The sequence below is a fragment of the Methylocaldum sp. 14B genome, assembly GCF_002005105.1.
Classification (GTDB): Bacteria; Pseudomonadota; Gammaproteobacteria; order Methylococcales; family Methylococcaceae; genus Methylocaldum.
The window spans coordinates 102,629-122,385 of sequence record NZ_MSCV01000004.1 but is presented as its reverse complement, the minus strand read 5'-3'; the positions used below and the strand labels follow the sequence as shown (position 1 = coordinate 122,385).

General features: G+C 59.8%; 13 protein-coding genes. 2 read left to right on the top strand and 11 right to left on the bottom strand.

Annotated elements, in window-relative coordinates:
* Positions 1–12 precede the first annotated feature (12 nt).
* Positions 13–579: an HPF/RaiA family ribosome-associated protein gene (locus B2A78_RS04165; protein WP_077728645.1), complete on the bottom strand. Its 567-nt coding sequence runs from the start codon at positions 577–579 to the stop codon at positions 13–15.
* A gap of 158 nt (positions 580–737) precedes the next feature.
* Positions 738–1,232 (bottom strand): BCAM0308 family protein, encoded by a 495-nt coding sequence (locus B2A78_RS04160; protein WP_077728644.1) that lies wholly within the window; start codon positions 1,230–1,232, stop codon positions 738–740.
* 287 nt (positions 1,233–1,519) lie between these two features.
* Between B2A78_RS04160 and B2A78_RS04155 the strand changes: the two genes are divergently transcribed.
* Positions 1,520–3,136, top strand: coding sequence for an NAD+ synthase (locus B2A78_RS04155; protein WP_077728643.1), 1,617 nt, complete (start codon positions 1,520–1,522; stop codon positions 3,134–3,136).
* An 884-nt stretch (positions 3,137–4,020) separates the two neighbouring features.
* Here the strand turns inward: B2A78_RS04155 and B2A78_RS04140 are convergent.
* The 8 genes from B2A78_RS04140 to B2A78_RS04100 form a co-directional block, all read right to left on the bottom strand.
* Positions 4,021–4,815 (bottom strand): VPLPA-CTERM sorting domain-containing protein, encoded by a 795-nt coding sequence (locus B2A78_RS04140; RefSeq protein ID WP_077728640.1) that lies wholly within the window; start codon positions 4,813–4,815, stop codon positions 4,021–4,023.
* A 646-nt stretch (positions 4,816–5,461) separates the two neighbouring features.
* Positions 5,462–7,984 carry a PAS domain S-box protein gene (locus tag B2A78_RS04130; protein ID WP_168175339.1) on the bottom strand — a complete coding sequence of 841 codons (2,523 nt, stop codon included), beginning with the start codon at positions 7,982–7,984 and terminating at the stop codon, positions 5,462–5,464.
* Positions 7,985–8,154: 170 nt separating this feature from the next.
* Positions 8,155–8,946, bottom strand: a complete 792-nt coding sequence (gene fetB, locus B2A78_RS04125; protein ID WP_077728637.1) for an iron export ABC transporter permease subunit FetB — start codon at positions 8,944–8,946, stop codon at positions 8,155–8,157.
* The gene (locus B2A78_RS04120; RefSeq protein ID WP_077728636.1) at positions 8,933–9,643 is read right to left on the bottom strand and encodes an ABC transporter ATP-binding protein; all 711 of its coding nucleotides are present in this window, start codon (positions 9,641–9,643) and stop codon (positions 8,933–8,935) included. Before B2A78_RS04120 ends, fetB begins: the two co-directional genes overlap by 14 nt.
* On the bottom strand, positions 9,630–10,271 hold the full coding sequence (locus tag B2A78_RS04115; RefSeq protein ID WP_077728635.1) for an MBL fold metallo-hydrolase: 642 nt from the start codon (positions 10,269–10,271) through the stop codon (positions 9,630–9,632). The genes B2A78_RS04120 and B2A78_RS04115 overlap by 14 nt, the downstream gene beginning before the upstream one ends.
* Before the next feature lie 242 nt (positions 10,272–10,513).
* Positions 10,514–12,316 (bottom strand): sodium-extruding oxaloacetate decarboxylase subunit alpha, encoded by a 1,803-nt coding sequence (gene oadA / locus B2A78_RS04110; RefSeq protein WP_077728634.1) that lies wholly within the window; start codon positions 12,314–12,316, stop codon positions 10,514–10,516.
* Between the two features lie 7 nt (positions 12,317–12,323).
* Complete coding sequence (locus tag B2A78_RS04105; protein WP_077728633.1) at positions 12,324–13,742, bottom strand: acetyl-CoA carboxylase biotin carboxylase subunit; 1,419 nt, start codon at positions 13,740–13,742, stop codon at positions 12,324–12,326.
* Between the two features lie 268 nt (positions 13,743–14,010).
* Entirely contained in the window at positions 14,011–14,748 is a 738-nt protein-coding gene (locus tag B2A78_RS04100) for a hypothetical protein (RefSeq protein ID WP_077728632.1), read from the bottom strand.
* 743 nt (positions 14,749–15,491) lie between these two features.
* Here B2A78_RS04100 and B2A78_RS04095 point away from each other — a divergent pair.
* Complete coding sequence (locus B2A78_RS04095) at positions 15,492–17,681, top strand: TonB-dependent receptor (RefSeq protein WP_205780662.1); 2,190 nt, start codon at positions 15,492–15,494, stop codon at positions 17,679–17,681.
* Positions 17,682–17,899: 218 nt separating this feature from the next.
* On the opposite strand, the gene B2A78_RS04090 is transcribed toward B2A78_RS04095, so the two are convergent.
* Positions 17,900–19,591, bottom strand: coding sequence for an autotransporter domain-containing protein (locus B2A78_RS04090; protein WP_168175338.1), 1,692 nt, complete (start codon positions 19,589–19,591; stop codon positions 17,900–17,902).
* Positions 19,592–19,757: the final 166 nt, after the last annotated feature.

Sequence of the window (19,757 nt, the reverse complement as noted above, 5' to 3'; positions counted from 1 at the left end):
GACGAATCTTTCCTAACCCACAACATGGTGTTTTCCCTCCACGGCCACCGAACTCGCCTGAGGCCCCTGCTCGCCCATTTCTTCAACGAAACGGACGGTATCGCCGATGCCCAATTTGTCGAAATCGCCTTGCACCACGCTGTTCCGATGGAAATAAATCAGGCGCCCGTCCGGTGTCTCGATCATCCCATAATCGCCCTCCGGGTTGATTTGGGCAATGCTTCCATGCGGCATAACCTCGTGGGCCTTGATGTCCTGCCGAACGCGCCGGGCGTAATCCTCCAATTGCCGGCGGGCGGCGTCGAAGGCATCGCGGATCGCCACGTAAGCATCCTCGTGCGCATGATCTTTGCCGGGATCGCGGCTGACCACCAGTTCATCGCCCGGCACGGTGATATCGATTCTGACATGGTAGGTATTGCCTTGCCGGTGGTGGCGATGAAGTGCTTCGACCATCACCCGGCAGGACATGATATGCTCGAAAAACTGATCCAGTTTCTCGGCGCGGTCGTGAACGGCTTTTTCCATCGCCTCGGATGGCTCCATATTTCGAAAAGAAATTTGTAACGGCAGTTGCATGCTCTCGCTCCTCAATCCGATCCAGAACTGTAGTTATCCACAGATTCGGCGGAAAAGCATGACGTAAAAGCCCGTACCCCTTGCGCCTCCATGAGGCAGCCCGGAAACCGCCGGTCGGCGATACTTCGCCACACCGACAATCGCGGATCGCGGGGACCTCAACGTGACCAATTCACCCGAAGGAGATACTCCTCCTCCTGATAGGAAAAATCGAGATCGCCCTTGTAGGCGTGCTGGACGGCTTGCCCGGCCGCCCTGGCGAGTTGGGGATTGGTGAATGTCACCAGCATGCCGCCGTTCTGTTCCTCGACGGCCATGATGCGTTTCAGCGGGTGTTCGGCCTTCTCCCTTTCCTCCACATTACGGATGAGATGCAGAATCTCATCTTTGTGTTGAGCCAAAAACTCGCCCGCCAAAGTCAGAAATCCGGCCGGACATTTATCGTGGATACGATGACAGGCGGGACAAAGCGACTCGTTCGCGCCAGCAGGCGCGTCCGACCATTGCCACCGGCCGTCGTGATAAACCGCTCGGCATTCCGGACAAACCGTAGGTTCCGGCAATTTTTGCCGTATTTTATAGGTGTCGTGCTCATGCTCACGGATCAGACGATCTTGGCGATCTCCGTGGTATAGGTTGGGTGGTTGAGTCATGACAGAATCTCCCTGCTTGGGTATGTCGCCCGCAAACCTGATGCGAAGTATTTCTTCCCACGCTTGAAATCGACGGCGAATCATCGGGCCATTCGGCTTAGATTACAGATTGAAGAATATGCCTCTCGAACGGGCGCAGCAATACTCGATCGGACACGAGTGCGGCATTTAAATTCACAGATCCTATATTTCACGGGCGAAGGCCACGGACATCGTTTTTGCTCGTTCCCGCCGCGATTTCAGGCGAAAATAGCCGCACTACCTTAGACATTTGAATCGCTACAATCGTGAACCTTCGTATCGCTATCGCTCAACTCGACTTTCTGGTCGGCGACCTTCGAGGCAATGCAAGCCGCGTGCTGCACACCGCCAGCGAGGCCCGCGACCGGCTCCGCGCTCATGCCGTGGTTTTCCCCGAACTGGCCCTGGCGGGCTATCCGCCCGAAGACCTGATCCTGCGCCGCGATTTCATGGCGCAGGCCGAGCGCATCCTCGAAGAAATAGCGGGGCAAGTGCACGGCATCGACGTCATCGTGGGTTTTCCGGAGAACCGAACCGGGATGCCTTACAACAGCGCCGCCGTGCTGCGGGACGGCAAGATTCACGCGATCTACCGCAAGCATGCCCTGCCCAATTACGGTGTGTTCGACGAGAAACGTTATTTTCTGCCCGGATCCGAACCCTGCGTGTTCGACTTACAGGGTGTGCCGGTGGGGATTACCATTTGCGAGGATCTTTGGTTGCCCGGTGCGGTGGAGCAAGCCGCGCAAGCCGGCGCCAAGCTGATCCTGAACATCAATGCTTCGCCCTATCACGCCAATAAAATCAAGGAACGAGAGGCAGTCGCCCGCGAGCGCATCGCAGTGACCGATGTCCCTCTGGTTTATGTCAACTTGATCGGCGGGCAGGACGAACTGGTCTTCGACGGCGCGTCATTCGTGATGAACCGGGAAGGAACCGTGACCTTCCGCGCGCCGGAGTTTGAGGAAGCGCTGTTACCCGTCGACTTTGCCTGCGGAGACACGGTGGAGCCGATTGCCGACGGCGTTACCGAACCGTTGACCGAGATCGAAAGCATCTACAAGGCTCTCGTTACCGGCATCCGCGATTATGTCGGCAAAAACCGTTTCCAAGGCGCGGTGCTCGGATTGTCCGGCGGCATCGACTCGGCCTTGACCTTGGCTCTCGCCACGGACGCTTTGGGAGCCAATAAAGTCGAAAGCGTTTTGATGCCGTCGCGTTACACCGCGGCGATGAGCATCGAGGATGCCCGCTTGGAAGCCGAGGCCCTGGGCTGCCGCTATCACATCATTCCCATCGAACCGGCCTTCGATGCCTTTCTCGGTATGCTCGAGGAGAGCTTTGCCGGCTTGCCGCCCGACACTACCGAGGAAAACATCCAGGCGCGTTGCCGGGGCGTCATTCTCATGGCGTTTTCCAACAAGAAAAGGAAAATCCTCCTCACGACCGGCAACAAAAGCGAAATGAGCGTGGGCTACGCCACGCTGTACGGCGATATGGCCGGCGGATTCGCGCCGTTGAAGGATGTCCCCAAGCTTTTGGTGTACCGCTTGGCGGAATACCGCAACAGCCTCTCGCCGGTCATTCCGCAACGGGTAATCGAGCGTCCGCCCTCCGCCGAACTCAAGCCCGACCAAAGGGACGAGGACTCGCTGCCGCCCTATTCGATTTTGGATCCGATCCTCGAAATGTACGTGGAGCACGACAAATCGGTGGACGAAATCATCGCCGCCGGATTTCCCGAGCACGAAGTCAAGCGGGTGGCGAAGATGGTGGACAGCAACGAATACAAGCGTCGCCAGGCCCCGCCCGGCGTCAAGATCACGCGCCGCGCCTTCGGCCGGGATCGGCGGTATCCGATCACATGCGGATATGGGCGATAGGGAAACAATCGGACGAACGACAGTTACGACCCGAACGACATTTTCGATTGTGCTAAGGCAAAAAAAGAAGGCAGAACAAAGTGCTTGGGGGGGGATGGGGGTGTTCTGCCTTCTGGGGAAGTCTTACAGCGGTCCGGCTTACGGCCCGCTTACCACTTACGGTCGGAGGAAAACTCTCGAACGCTTGCTATCGGCTGACATCGCTGATGTTTTCTTCGGTCCGGAACATTTCCTTGCGCCTATGCCCGGCACGAAGATCCGCCTTGCGTCCTTATAAGTCACCTCCGCGAAAATCACTTAGTCAACACGTCTCAATCGGTGCCGTCGTCTCATTCGCGAACCTGGGCTTCTCCCGCCTTCGTCGTTCGCAATCACTCCTCGACAGGCGAAAAAAAAGAAACATCCCTATTTCAACTCGCATCCCATCGATCGACTCCTTTCCACTAGGGCGGATATCACCGTTCCATGACCGCCATTCCAATCAGATTCGGAACATTCCGACTCCGTTCAGAAGGTTCCGAATCACTCACGTCGGACGGAACATCCAATTCCGTCGGGACCACCCTGTCCCTGGCGACATCCTCACTCCTTTCGCCACATCCTAACTTCCTAGCGGAAACTCCTGTCTCCGGCTCGATGCCGTGTCGTGGTTTTCACCTCCGACGACGGTTGCTCTCGAGTGGTTGCTATTAAACCGTGGTTAACTTTCACCGAGAATACGGATGAATTCGTACGTGATTTCGCACAAAGAGGAAGTTCACTTTCGAAAAGCCACGGCACAACCGATTCGGAAGCCGGTGGATTCCGGCAAAGTGCGCTGCCGCCAGAAAGGCGTCCGCCGCGATATGGCGGCAGCGCGGTTCAAGTGGGCGAATCACTTTGGGTTACGCCGAAGCGGTTCCTAAATGACGTCGACCAATCATGATCAGGCCGGACAAAGCAGACCCCAGTAGCCAGACCGAGGCTGGCACCGGAATCGGCGCGACAGCGCCGCCTGGACTTACGTCAATCCTCAAGCTGCCGAAGTCTTTCTCGATCCAGGCAAAACCGTCCGCAGGCGCATAAGCCGCAAGAATGTCTTTTATCGTCAGCTCGATTTCGACAGCGTCAGCGGCCACAGAGTTACTGGCAGTCAAGTCCCAAGGGCCTCCGTTGGTGCCGTCGTCAGCTCCGAACGCGGAGAATGTCTCGGCCTGTGTATCGCCGATGGATTGATGGGTTTCCGGATCTACAATCCGCAGAGATGAGAAAGCCGATACCCAGGAGCCGTCTCCGGTTACTTGATAAACGCCATTCTGACTCCAGCTCACGTCGGTAATCGTCTGATCAGGTATAACCGGTTTAACCGTGGCTCTGATTGTGAATCCGGCAATTTCGGTATCGACCTGACCAATACCATTGCCATTGCCATTGCCATTGCCATTGCCATTGCCATTGCCGTTGTCGGCCTGACCAGCACCGACAGATAGCGCGTCGAATGTCAACGGGCCAGGATTGAAGTTAAGACTGACGCCGGTGTCGTCCCGAACGACTTCCGGGTCTCCAAGTGCGCCTAGATCACCCTCCACCAGCGTGAAGTCGATGATATCGCTCGTCCACGTCTGTGCATGGGCAGGCGCCCACGCCAATCCCAGCGACAGCACGGCAGCTGGCGGGATGAATGTCTTTAGCTTAAACATAGTGCCTCCAACACTTTTTTCCCTAAACGCCACCCGATTTGTAAAGCGGACCGCAACGTTTCCGTTACGCCGCCAAACCGGATAACAGCCACTTTCCCTTGGCAACTCTGGACGCCTCGTGTCCGGTAGGAGGGTGACTACCCACCATGACGGCACCGTGGCTTGCCACTCAAGCTCCGAAGGCTATCGACATCATCGCTCAATCCTTTCTCGGCCGAGAGCGAGGAGAGTCGCGCCCGCGGCTATGCGTCACAGAGCAGCTAGGTTGTTGACACAAATCGGCAGGAACCGACTGTGATCCACAAAAAAACGGGCCCTCTTGCCCATAGCGAAGAGAACCCGCTTTCTCAGGATAACGCCCCACCAGAGGTGGGTTTCGCAATCGAAACGACCGGCTGGACCGAATCGATTGCCAACGAAAATCATGATCGCCGAGCTCCGCTTGTTGGCATGCATTTCCGGAATTACCCCTTTTCGGAACTGTCCCACTAACGTTCATGAACGGACCGGTAAGCAGCCAAATAAGCGAATCCAAGAAATTACATTTAAACGCCTATACCCCCTCTCCGAAAATACGCGCAAACTCGTAAGTATCTTGTCACGAGACCGTCACATTATCGAAAAACAAGCAGCCGTCCGCCGAGCCTCAGTCGGGCCTCAGCGTCGCCAGCAACGCGCTCAAAATTTCAGGGTCGACCGGTTTCACCAAGTGATGATCGAAACCCGCGGCCTTCGAACGGGCGCGATCGTCTGCCTGGCCGTAGCCCGTAACGGCGATCATCAGCGCCTTTTGCAATCCCGGTAACCCTCGCATTTGCTTCGCGACTTCATAACCGTCCATTCCCGGCAATCCGATATCGAGCAGCACTGCCTCCGGCTGGAACTCCGCGGCGACCGCGAGAGCGCCAGGGCCATCGAAGGCGGTACGCACGTCGTGTCCGTCCAGGCTAAGCAGCAATGCCATGCTTTCCGCGGAATCGACGTTATCGTCGACCACCAGAACCCGAACGCCAGCCAAACTCGATGCGGATTCGCCGCCTGCCGACCCCGAACCTTCATGAGTCGGCGCAGCCGCCATCCGCGGCAAATGCACAATGAACTCGGCACCGCTGCCGGACCCCGCGCTTTGTGCTAACACTCTCCCCCCGTGCATTTCTATCAGCCGCCGCACCAGTGCCAGCCCGAGCCCAAGCCCGCCCTGGGAACGATCGAGCGAACGGCTACCCTGGGTAAACAACTCGAATATATTCGGCAAAAGTTCGACGGGAATTCCCATGCCATTGTCGCGCACCCGTATCAACACTTCGTCCGCAGAGCTTTCGATGATCAGATCGATACACCCGCCGGCATCCGTGTACTTGGCCGCGTTATTCAGAAGATTGGCGATCACCTGCACAAGCCGCGTCAGATCGCCCTCGACTTGCACCGGCTCCTGCGGCAAGTCAACAGTCAGCTTGTGCCGGCGGGACTTGATCAACGGCAGGCTGGTTTCGACCGCCCGATCGATTACGGTCGAGATTTCGACCGCCGTCTTTTTCAACACGATGGTACCGCGGGTAATGCGGGAAATATCCAGCAGATCGTCGAGCAAACGGCTCATCTGGACCACCTGCCGGCCGATCACTTCACGCGTCCATTTCAGCTCGGGGTCGGTCAGCCCCAATTGGCGCAACACCTGCACGGCATTCCGGATCGGCGCCAGCGGATTCCGTAGTTCATGGGCCAGCATGGCGACGAACTCGTCCTTCAAGCGGTCGGCCTCGCGCAAGGCCTGTTCCGCCTTTCGGTGATCGGTCACGTCGATTGCCATGGAGGCAAGGAATGGCCTTCGATCGGGCAAACGCATGGGAGCCGACCCATAAAACAGCCAGCGCCGCGGCTCGCCTTTCTTGGTCCACACCGTAATCTCCTCGGGCTCCGCAATCGAGCCTTCGGTAAACCGCCGCTGTGTTTCCGCCAGAATGCTGTCCACCGCTTCCTCGGGAATCCGTCGCCCCTTCAGAAACCAGGCTCGCGCATCGGGAATGTCCTCATGGGTCCACCCCGTCAATTCGGTGACCGCACAACTGATTTCGAGGATCTGGCCGTCCATGGCGTGGACGAAAATCGGGATCGGCGCCTGTTCGACCACCCGGCGGAAACGCTCTTCGCTCTCGCGAAGAGCTTCTTCGGCCTGCATGCGTTCGGTTATATCGCGCACGATACCCAGTATTGCCGGACGCCGATTGAAATGTATGCGGCGCGCGCAAAGTTCGACGCAGATGCGTCGTCCGTCCCGGTGCAGGAACGCCGCCTCGCGACGCCAGGGAGACTCAAGTCCCTCGGAGCCGCTCTGTATGAATAGTTCGCTCCACGATTCGAAATCTTCGGACGCGATCACCGATCGAAACGACAAGCCGATACAGTCCTCGCCCGTATAACCCAGCAAGGCCGACAACGCGGGATTCGCGAAGACGAAACGGCCGTCGTGAGCCACGAATACGCCGTCATCGAGAGAATCGAGCAGCGTCTTGTATTTCGCCTCGCTTTCCGATAGCGCCTGGGCGGCCTCCCGGCGCACGTTTCTGAGCTCGATATGGGTCGCTACACAGGCCAGTAGCTGGCGCGCGGAGAGGGGCTTGATCAGATAATCGTCCACGCCGGCGTTCAATTCTTCGCTACAGGTTTTTTCCTCCGAGCGCGCCGCGGTCAGAATCACCGGGATGTGGTGAATCTTGGCGTTGCCCTTCAATGCGTGCAAAAGCACGGGACCGTCACGCTGCAGGGTCCTGAGGTCGGCCAACACCAGGTCGGGAGGATCACTCAGAACGGCATCAAGCGCTGCCGTGCCGTTGGTTACGACCAGGACCTCGTAGCGATCGCCCAAAAATCGCTGGAAATAACTGCGCATCTCGGCGCTGCCCTCGACGATGAGCAGACGGGCATGCCGCTTGTGCCGTCCGCCCCTCCGGACAACTGTGGGCACCGAAACGCTGTCCGTGCTTTGCTGGCGAAAACTAGACTTCGGGACTATGGCAGCAGCGCTATTGTTGGATAAGCGCCGCGAAGTGCTGAATGAATCGCGGGAGGGCGGGGTAGGATTGTTCTTACGAAACACCCGGAGGTGGTCGCTGAAGCCCTTGCCCGCAGCGGCCGATCTTCCTGCGGCAATTTGGTCATCCTTCTCCATGCTGGTCATCCTGTCGTGTTTATGAGCTGGCGAACCATACTCGAAACCATAAATTCTACCCGAAACGGTGTCCATTCCAAGGGTTCCGAGCATGCATAATCCTCTTATTCGATTGCTTTTACCGCAATTCGGCTGAGCGAATCAAGCCTCCCCAAAAATCGAGCCGCTTGTTAGCCATCCTCGGCGATATCCGACTTCAACACGTCGAATTCATCGAACGCGATATTCAGACTAAGTGCCAAGTTGAGAATGCTGGCAAGGGTGGTGCTGGCAAAGATGCACAGCATGATGGCAATCTGATATTTCACCGCCAGCCACGGTTCGCTGCCGCCCAGGATCTGGCCGGTCATCATGCCGGGCAGCGATACCAGCCCCAAAGTCGCCATGCTGGCCAGGGTCGGGTTGATCGCCGCTTTGACGGCTTCGCGAAAATAGGGCCGTACCGCCTCCCAGCGGGTGGCGCCGAGCAGCAGATAAGTCTGGTACTCGTTTTCGTTTTTCTTGAGTGCGGTATAGAAGCGCTCCAGTCCGATGACATTTCCCTGCAGGCAATTGCCGAGAATCATGCCTGCGAGGGGAACCAGATAGCGCGCGTCGTAATAGAGCGGCGGCCGTATCACCAAAAACAACAAATACGCCGTGGAAAACAGGACGCTGGCGGTCACCGCCGCGAAAGTGGCGGCGAAGAAGTAACGCCGCTTCAAGCCGGCGCGCTTCAGAATCGACCAATCGGCTACTACCAGCATCACCAGAACCCAAAGGCCGTTCAGCCAGGGATTATTGAGCGTGAACAATGTCTTCAGATAAACGCCCACCAAGGCCAATTGAAGGCTCATGCGGAGGATGCCGGTCGCGATCGCCCCGCTCAAGCCCAGTCCGATCAGTCCGAGCAGCAGCCACGGCAACAGCACGACGCCGTAAAGCACCGTCATTTGCGGCAGGGCGATATCAAGCGTTTCCATCGCGACGCGTACGGATCAGGCGCCCGCCGTCCAGTTCCAAAACCACATCGCAGCGCGTGTCCCAGTCGGGATCATGGGCCACGGAGAGCACGGTGAAACCGGGATCGCCGAATACGTCCAGCACCGTCCGCTTGCTTTCGGCATCCAGGGCGCTGGTCACCTCGTCCAGGAGATAGAGATTTTTCCCCAGCAACAAGGCACGCGCGATGGCGATGCGCTGCTTTTCGCCGCCTGAAACGCGGCGGCATTCCTGCTCCAGAATATCCGGGGACAGGTGAAGACGCGCCAGCGCATCGATCAACCGACGCTCGGACGGTTTATTTTCCCGATGCGTCTCGAATTGAAACGGCAACATCAAGGCTTCGCGTACCGTTTCGGCGCCGAGGATCGGCTCTTGCCCGATATAGGCTGCGCGGCGCCGGATGATTCGCACGGCCGACGGATCGAGCGGCTCATCGTCGAACAGAATTCTTCCCCCGGCCAGCGGATAAAGTCCCAACAAGGTCTTGAGCACCGTGCTCTTGCCCGAGCCCGATCTGCCGCGGAGCACGGCCTTTTCACCCGCGCCCAGCGTGAAGCTGAGATCGGTCAGGATCGGCTTGCCGCGTACCGATACCGAGACCCGGTCGAAGCGGATCAGCGTTGCGTTCGCCGTCCGGCCATCGACCGGTTCATGTACCCGGTTACCGGGCGGCATCGCCCACGAACGGATTGGTGCCGCGCTCGTCGCCGAAGGTGGACGCGGGACCGTGGCCCGGAATGAAAACGATATCGTCGCCCAAGGGAAAAAGCCGCTCGCGGATGGACCGCACCAGCGTGCCGTAATCGCCCCCGGGAAAGTCTGTCCGCCCGATGGAGCCTTTGAACAGCACATCCCCGACAATGGCGAGACGTTCGCCGGAGTGGAAAAAGACCACGTGGCCGGGCGTATGACCGGGGCAATGTATCACTTCGAGGGTTTGATGCCCGAACTCCACCGTATCGCCGTCCTCCAGCCAGCGGTCGGGGGTGAAGGTGGCTGCCGGCGGAAAACCGAACATCTCGCATTGCTTCGGCAAAAGATCGATCCAGAACCGGTCTTCCTTCTGCGGGCCTTCGATCGGAATTCCGAGCTGCCCGGCCAAAGCCGCCGTGCCGCCCACATGGTCCACATGGGCGTGAGTGAGCAAAATCTTGACCAGCGTCACGCCGGCATCTTCGACCGTCTTGAGGATTCGATCGAGATCGCCGCCCGGATCGACCACGGCGCCTTCCATGGTTTCCTCGCACCAGAGGAGCGAGCAGTTTTGCTGAAATGCCGTGACGGGGATGACAGTTGCTTTCATGTCGAAGTCGGGAATTTGAGTTCAAGGGAAGATGATACCGGAAGAAAGCAAACGTACGGACCTGTCATCAGGCGAGAACGGTCGCCGTCCTTCGCCCAGGTTCAGAGTCGTAGGTCGGCGATCCTTTGCCGACGTGCCGGATTTGCCGGGAAAGGGTCGCCGATCTCCAAACTTCGGCCGGGTTCGGCCCCCTGTGTCGGCAAAGGATTGCCGACCTACAAGTTGTCGACGAATCCGTAAGGCTAAGGCTCGATCTCCATCAAGACCTCGTTGGGATTCACCCGGTCGCCTTTCTTGACGTGAATCGCGGCGACCGTGCCGCCGACGGGGGCCTGGATTTCCGCTTCCATCTTCATCGCCTCGGTGACCAGAACGCCCTGCCCCGCGCTCACCTTGTCCCCCGGCTGCACCAGGATATCGACGATATTGCCCGGCATCGCGGTCACCACATCGCCCGGTTTGCCCGGCACGGGACGCCCGCTTGGCGTGACGCTCCGCCGGTAGCCGCTCAGCACCTCGAGATCCACTTCCTGAGGCACGCCGTCCAAGGTGATGTAGAACCTCCGGTGGTGCGGATCGTTGAAATTGGCGCCGGTGATGTGGACATCGTATGCCTCGCCGTGAACGAACACCTTGAACTCGGTGGGCACGTCGCCGCGCTCCGCCGGCTGGGACGGCGCCTCCGGCGGAGCCAAAGGCTCCGGCTGGAGCCGGCCTTCGCGCCGCTCCTGAAGGAATTTCCGGGCGACCTCCGGAAACATCGCATAGATCATCAGATCGGTTTCGCTCTCCGCCAGATCGCCGATCTCCGCGCGCAAGTTGTCCAGTTCCGGCGGCAGAAGGTCCGCGGGGCGGCATTCGACCGGTTGCTCGCGGCCGATGGCGCGGCGCTGGAGGTCCGGATCGACCGGTGCCGGCGGGCGGCCGTAACCGCCCTGGAGATAACGTTTGACCTCGTTGGTAATGGACTTGTAGCGCTCGCCGGTGACCACGTTCAGCACCGCCTGAGTGCCGACGATTTGCGAGGTCGGTGTCACCAGGGGCGGATAGCCGAGGTCGCGGCGCACCCGCGGGATTTCGTCGAAAACGTCGAGGATGCGGTCGAGCGCGCCCTGCTCCTCCAACTGCTTGGCGAGGTTCGACATCATCCCGCCCGGCACCTGGTTGATCTGAACGCGGGTATCGACGCCGGTGAATTCGCTCTCGAACCGGCGGTATTTTTTTCGGATCTCGGCGAAATAGGCGGCGATGTCCTGCAACAGTTCCAGATCCAGGCCGGTGTCGTGGCGGGTGCCGCGCAAGGCGACCACCATACTCTCTGTCGGAGGATGGCTGGTGCCGCCGGCGAAGGACGAAATGGCCGTGTCGATGTGGGTGCAGCCGTGCTCAACCGCCTTGAGTTCGCACATTTCGGCCAGCCCTGAGGTGGCGTGGGAATGGAGATGCAGCGGCACGCTCAGGCTGGCCGAGAGCGCCGAAACCAGCTCCGCCGTGGCCATGGGCGTCAGGAGTCCCGCCATGTCCTTGATGGCGATGCTGTCGGCGCCCATCCGGACCAGGGCCTGGGCCTGCTCCACATAAAGGTCGACGGTGTGGACCGGGCTCAGGGTATAACAGATGGCGGCCTGGGCGTGCTTGCCCGCCTCCTTCACCGCCCGGATGGCGGTCTCCAGATTGCGGAGGTCGTTGAGCGCGTCGAAGATGCGGAATACGTCGATGCCTTCCTTCGCCGCAAGCCGGACGAACTCCCGCACCACGTCGTCGGAATAATGCCGGTAGCCCAAAAGATTCTGACCGCGCAGCAGCATCTGCAAGCGGGTATGGGGCAAGGCGCGGCGGAGCTTCTTCAGCCGTTCCCACGGATCTTCCTTCAAAAACCGCATGCAGGCGTCGAAGGTGGCGCCGCCCCAGACTTCCAGCGACCAATAGCCGACCCGGTCCAGCTTGTCGCAGATGGGCAGCATGTCCTCGGTGCGAAGGCGCGTCGCGATCAAGGACTGATGGGCGTCGCGCAATACGGTGTCGGTGATGTAGACCTTGCTCATGATGGTTTCAAAGCCCCACGTGGGCGGCGATGGCGGCCGCGACGGCCAAAGCCGCGTCGTCGTGGCTGCGTTTCAGTGAATAATTCAGGAGTTCGGGATGATCCTGCAGAAATCCGGTGTCGAAGCGCCCGGCGATGAAATCGGGATGATCGAGGATTTCCCGGTAGAACGGCATCGTAGTCCTCACCCCGCTGATGGCCATATCGCCGAGCACCCGACGGCCGCGGGCCAGCACTTCAGTCCAGGTGCGGCCGCGCACGATGACCTTGGCGCACAGCGAATCGTAATAGGGTGGGATTTCGTAACCGGTATAAATGGCGGTGTCGATGCGGACGCCGGGACCGCCGGGCGCGTAATAACGCGTGATGCGGCCGTAGCTCGGCAGAAAATCGTTTTTCGGGTCTTCGGCGTTGACTCGGAATTGCATGGCATAGCCGGCGACCTTCACGTCTTCCTGGCGGAAAGGCAAAGGTTCGCCGCTGGCGATGCGGATTTGCTTCTGCACGATATCGAAACCGGTGATTTCCTCGGTAATGGTGTGCTCCACCTGCACTCGCGTGTTCATCTCCATGAAATAAAATTCGCCCTGCTCTGTGAGCAAAAATTCCACCGTCCCGGCGTTCCGGTAATTCGCGGCGCGGGCGGCGCGCACCCCGAGCTGGCCCACGTACTCCCGCTGTTCCGGCGTGAGCTGGGGCGAGGGCGCGATTTCGATGAGCTTCTGATTGCGGCGCTGAATCGAGCAGTCGCGCTCGTACAGATGGACCACGTTGCCGTGGTGATCGCCCAGCACCTGCACCTCGATATGGCGGGGCCGCTCGATGCACTTTTCCAGAAACACTTCGGCGTTGCCGAACGCCTTGGTGGCCTCGGAAATGACCCTTTCGTAATTCTGGCGGAGCTCTTGGGGCGTATCGCAGCGCCGGATGCCGCGCCCGCCGCCGCCCGAAGTCGCCTTGAGCATGACCGGATAACCGATGCGTTCGGCTTCCTTCAGCGCCCGATCGAGACTGTCGACGTTGCCCTCGCTGCCCGACGTTACCGGCACGCCGGCGCGGATCATGGTCTCGCGGGCCACGGTTTTGTCGCCCATGCGCCGGATGGTGTCGGCGTCCGGACCGATGAAAACAATGCCGCGCGCCGCGCAGGCGGCGGCCAGTTCCGGGTTTTCCGACAGAAAGCCGTAGCCCGGATGCACGGCGTCGCAGCCGGTTTCCACGGCCAGGTTGACGATGCGGTGGGGATTCAGATAGCCGGCCAGTTCTTCCGAACCGATGCAGTAGGCTTCGTCCGCTTTTTTCACGTGGAGCGCGAAACGGTCGGCCTCGGAAAAAATGGCCACCGAGCGAATATCCATTTCGGCGCAGGCGCGAATGATGCGCACCGCGATTTCGCCGCGGTTGGCGATGAGAATTTTCCGAATCATGTGGTTTCTCGTAGATCGGAACCGATTTATCCGAATGGAGAAATCCTATTCTACAGAAACCGAATGCCAAGACCAGCTGGGCAATGCCTTGTTTTTATTATGGAAATCATAAGAATTTCGAATGCACGAGCGGGGAAGAAGATTTCCGAGACTCGTTCGAGCGGATACGGAAAACCATCGCCCCGCACCGCAAGCCGACCACCGCCGTCGATTCAGCCAACATTCCTTAAAGTGCCATCCGGCCGTATCGGGAGAGAATCGGCCGGCATCATTTGCATGGTCGGTTGCCGCCGCCCGGATCGCCCATGAGCAGGTACAGCACCCGGTCGTCGCCGCGGCGGCCGGCGCTGTAGTCCGCCAGAGCGGTCTCCAATTCCCCGTTGGGTCCCGCCGAAACGAGCCGTGCATTGCCCGGCAGCCACACATCACCGCTGTCGCCGCAGACGCCGTTGCGGTTCAGATCGTCGCAGGGGATCTGGAGCAGGATCGGATTTCTGCAATAGCGCTCGGCGTCCGAATTCGTGCATTCGGGCGCATGGCGTCCGAATCCGTCGAGAACGCCCGTGTCGCCGTTGGCCAAACCGTTGATGAAACGGCCGCTGTCGCAGCTCGCGTCGGAGAAGCTGCAATGGGCCTTGCGGACGTCGATCCGTACGCCATCGGTCAGGTACGGGCCGCGCCAGCCGCGCCCGCTCGCAGGATCGAAGGTCCGAAGATGCGGCGGCAATGACGCCGGGTCGAACAGGTCGCGGATCGAGCGCGGGATCTCGCCGACGTCGGCACGGTATCCCCCAAGGCCGGCCCGTCCGCCCAGAATCGCCGTGCGGATGGCGCCCAGGCTGGCGTCGGTGACAGCGCATTCGGCCGCGAAATCGTCGCCGCGCACGAGCGACATCACCACGCCTATCGATACCGAGACGATGACCAGTACGGCCGCGCGCTCGGCCAGAGTCATCCGGCGGCGCGCCTTGAAAAAGCGGTGTAGCGGTTGGTTCGACGCGATCATGTGCGGTTTACTTGGTTGGTCGGATCAGCACCGGCGAGACTTTGATAACAGAAAGCGTGCCATTGGTTTAAACGATTGATTTGCCGCACTCGGTTTGATGAGCACGGCGAGTTCGGTTCGTGCGCCCTGGACAAAACGCCCGGTGGCACACGGGAAATAGCACAGAGCACCGGGGCGAATGGCGCACATCTCGCGCGCAGGGTACGAAAGTAGATCGGAAATCGCTTTCAAACGCAAACGGCTGCCGCCGTCGCAACGCTTCCGGGTACTACGGTTTCGTCGGCAAATGATACCAATCTGCGACAGCTGACTCGCGTCTATATTTTTTCGGCGCAGGAACCCGCCATGAAGGCTGCTTTCCAACCCATGCAGAACACCCCTGCTGCGACAAACGCTTCAGCGCTTCGTCAACGCTCTGGCGAATCGCCGACCGACCGCGGTATTTGCCACATCCGCCCCCGTGCCGGCCGCAAGATTTGGTTCTGGGCTGCATCGCCTTAGCCGTAACTCGTGGCGGAAATTCAAGCATCTACCAAATCTTGCCTTCCTTAAGTCGCCAAAAGTGAGCGATATCCCTCACAAAAGCGAGGCATTTACCACACACTACAGCGCCAAAATTGGGGAAATAATCCTTAAACATTTGATAATACGATAATGTTTTAATGTGGTGCAGTCTTTGCCATAACGCTCCGCGTCGGCGCCCGCCGTCCGATTCTCTTGTGTGTACTTAGATGAGGTTATGCGTGAAAAAGACTGTGTTTAACGAACGATTGACGAAGGCGCTGACCGGCGCCCTGTCATTTTCCTGCGCGATCTCGGCATTCGCCGCCGACAAGACGGAAAGCCAAAGCGGCGATGCCGTGCGACTCGAAAAAATTCTCGTGACCGAATCGTGGACACCGAATTTCAAGTCGCTGAACACCAGCGAACTGACCGGCAAGACCATAGCCAGGAAGCAGTCTTACACCAGCGATACCGCTGCGCTTTTCGACGACGTGCCGGGATTCAGCCGCTATGGTTCGGGCGGATTATCCAGTCTCCCGGTGATTCACGGCCTCAACGACGACCGGGTCAAGGTACAGATCAACGGCATGTCAATCACCTCCGCCTGTGCCAACCACATGAATCCGCCCCTGTCCTATATCGATTTGCGCAACGTGGAACAGGCGACGGTCGTGGCGGGCATCACGCCGGTCAGTCTCGGCGGCGACAGCCTCGGCGGAACCATCATCCTCGATTCCATCACTCCCCGTTTCGCCACGGCCGAGGAAGGGGCGATATTCGGGGGCAGTATTTCCTCGTTCTATCGCACCAACGGCGAAGCCTTCGGCGGCAGCGTGACGCTCAACGCGGCGGGCGAGCACATGGCCTTGTCCTATACCGGTTCCCACACCGAGAGCGACAACTACAAGGCGGGCGGCGGCTTCGAGGTCAAATCCAGCCAGTACGAGGCCCAGAACCACTCGATGACCCTGGCGCTCGGCAACGACGATCATCTGCTCGTCGTCAACGCCGGGCAGCAGAACATTCCGCGCCAGGGCTTTCCCAATGCCCGCATGGACATGGTCGACAACGACAGCACCTTCGGCAATGTCCGGTACAAGGGGAAATTCGGCTGGGGCGATCTGGAAACCCGGTTTTACTACGAGCACACCGAGCACGAGATGAACTTCCTGGAGGACAAACGACCCGGCGACATGCCCATGAAGACGAAAGGCAACAATCTCGGCTACCAGATCAAGGCGGAAATACCGCTATCGGATCGGGATACCCTGCGCATCGGCAACGAATATCATCGCAACGAACTGGACGACTGGTGGCCGCCGGTCGCCGGCAGCATGATGATGGAACCCGACATCTTCTGGAACGTCCGCAACGGCGAACGCGACCGCATCGGCACATTTGCCGAATGGGACGCGCGCTGGAGCGAGGAATGGAGTTCGCTGCTCGGACTGCGCCACGATCACGTGAGCATGAATGCCGACACCGTGCAGCCTTACTCCTCGACGTCGATGATGCAGCGCGCCGACCAGCGGGCGGCCGGCACCTTCAACGCCAGAAGCCGCGACCGTACCGACGACAACTTCGACGTGACCGCCCTGGTGCGCTACACGCCGAACGACACCAGCCATTTCGAAGCGGGCTACGCGCGCAAGAATCGCTCCCCTAACCTTTATGAACGTTATGCCTGGGGTTTGGGCAGCATGGCCATGTACATGAACGGCTGGTTCGGCGACGGCAACGGCTATGTCGGCGACCCGGATCTGGAGCCGGAAGTAGCGCATACCATAAGCGCCACGTTCGGTTGGCATGACGCGCAGCAACAGGAATGGGACGTCAGGATCACGCCTTATTACACCTATGTCGAAGATTACATCGACGCGGACCGCTGTCCGGTGACCGCCGGCACGCCGTGCACGGCGGCCAATCTGGCGGCGACCGACGGCTTCGTGTTCCTCAAGTTCGCCAACCATGACGCTCAACTCTACGGCGTCGATTTCTCCGGCAAGGCGCTCCTGGGCGACACCCGATTCGGGCGCTTTACCGGCCGGGGCGTGCTGGGTTATGTCCGCGGCGAAAATCTGGATACCGGCGACAACCTCTATCACATGATGCCGGTCAACGGCAAACTGACCGTCGACCACCAATGGGGCGGCTGGAACAACGCCGTCGAACTCCAATTGGTGGCGTCCAAAACCGATGTGGCGGACGTCAGGAACGAACTCAAGACGGGCGGCTACGCTTTGGTCAACCTGCGCACCGGCTACGAATGGAAGCATGTCCGCATCGACGCCGGCCTCGACAACCTGCTCGACAAGAACTACGACTTGCCTCTGGGCGGCGCCTATCTCGGTGCGCGCCCGTTTGTCTATGGCACCGCCCTGCCCGGCATGGGGCGCTCGGCTTACGTGGGGGTGACCCTGACGTTCTGACGAGCGCGTCCCGGAGCGGCTTCCAAGGCCGGCGGAATTTCGTGCGATGCCTTGAGCGTTTTTCACCACAGTATAGCGGGGTGAAACGGGAACTCGGCACGCACACCCCCGGAATGCAGGCCAAAATAAGCTGGTAGGTCGGCCATCCTTTGCCGACAATGATGTCGGGAAGGGATTCCCGACCTACTGGGCGGCGCTACGCCAGACCGAACAATGTCCTAAAACGAAATTCTGACGCCGGCCTCGACGATATGACTGGACACGGCCTGCTGGCCTAACCGGGTTTCATAGCGCAGAAAAGCGGCGTTGCCGCCGGGCAAGGTGGCGGCCAATGATCCGCCCAGATTGAAATAATCGCGGTCCGGAGCCGAGTTGGAGATGGAGAAGCTGCCGGTGCCGGCGGCCGCGTCCGCGAAACGGACGCGGAGGTCGCGCGAACCGTTCTGGTACTGGTGTTCCCACTCGAAGCGAATCGACGGCGTCAGCACCGCCCAAGGCAGGCTGAACGACCGGCCGATCTGCGCGCCCAGATCCGTGGTCAGGGAATGATCGTCCTGGCTGCCGAAGGCCAGGCCCAGGCCACCGCCGCCTTTTTCCTGGTAGGCGTCGATCTGGAGCTTGGCATACTCCATGCGGAGGTACGGGTTCAGGTTCCATTCGCTGATCGCGAAATCCTTGCCGAGACTGACGGCGAAGCCGTACTGATTGCCTTCCGGATTGCTGCGCGCCCGCGACGAGAATCCGGTATAGCGGATATTGCGCTTCATGTCGTAATCGTGGCGAGTGAAATTTCCTATCCAGTCCACGTAGAAATCCGCCGGCAGGTAATAGCTGCCGTAGAAGGAGCCGTGGTAGGAATCGGTGTCCATCGCGCCGGAATCCTGGCTGAAGACGGCGGAGGTACCGTCATAGCCGAACGCGAGGCCCAGGATCAGCTGATCGGTCAGCCGGTAATCGGCACCCAGGGTAAGGCCGCCGGTCGTGAACCGGTAGCCCCGCTCCTCGCCGGTAGAGTCCCTGTCGCCGCCGTTGAACCGGCCCTGCACGAAAAACCCGAAGGGACTGTCCCGCAACGGATCGTCCGGTCCGTCGCCTGCCGCACCGCCCGACTCCTTCCCGAGCGCACGCGCGAGCTGGGCGTAAGAAATGTTTCGGCCGTCGATATTCATGGCCAGGTCGAGACCGCCGCCGCCGTGCCGCAGCATGGTCAAACGCTGCTTCAGGTTGGCCATGCGCCCGGTGCCTATGCGCAGCGGCATGCTGGTTTGGGAAGCCACCTGCTCGGGGGTGATCTGGCTCAAGGCGGCGATCTTCTCGGCGTCGGTCAATCCGGAGCCCAACAGATCCGAACAGCGCAGCGCCAGTTCGCCGGTGGCTCCGTCACAGGCCCCTACCAGGGCATTGGCCACGGAGCGCTGGTTTTCGGTGAGTCCGGGAAGCTCGCTGAGCGGCGTTGGGGTCGGTGCCGGAGTGGGCGTGGTTGGCACAGGCGTGATGGTGATGGTGACGGAACTGGTCGGAAACTGGGCTGCGGCGCAGGGGCCTTCCGACGAACTGTCGTTACAAGTCAAGCTGAGTGTGAATGTCCGCTCGGAAGCCAGACTCGGGTTGTTCGCGATGGGAATCGTGATGGTCTGGGTTTGCGTCAATGGTCCTTGTTCGCGATCGAAGCTCGTCTGCCCGCTCACCCCGGTATAGTCCGCCGGAGCCGTCGCGGTACCGTCGATCGTTATCCAGGTTACATCAAGAGTACCGAATACGTCAGTCTCACTCGGACCTCGCGAATAGGTGAGCGTGATGTCCACCGACCCGGCGTCCGCGGGCACCGAAGGCGCCGTTGGACTGACCGTGACGGTATCGGCCAGTGCCAGGTGTTGGTATCCGCCCAGGGCAATCGCGAGCGCCGCCATCGGCCATCGTAAAGGGGTGATGAAAAAAAGAAGGAACCGTGTAAAACATGATTCTTCCCCACGGGAGCCCCCACCCCGATATTCGCCTGCGGACAGGCCATGGATAACCCTATTCATGAGATGCACCTGGTGATGAGTTCGAACAATCGATTTGCCCGAATTATTT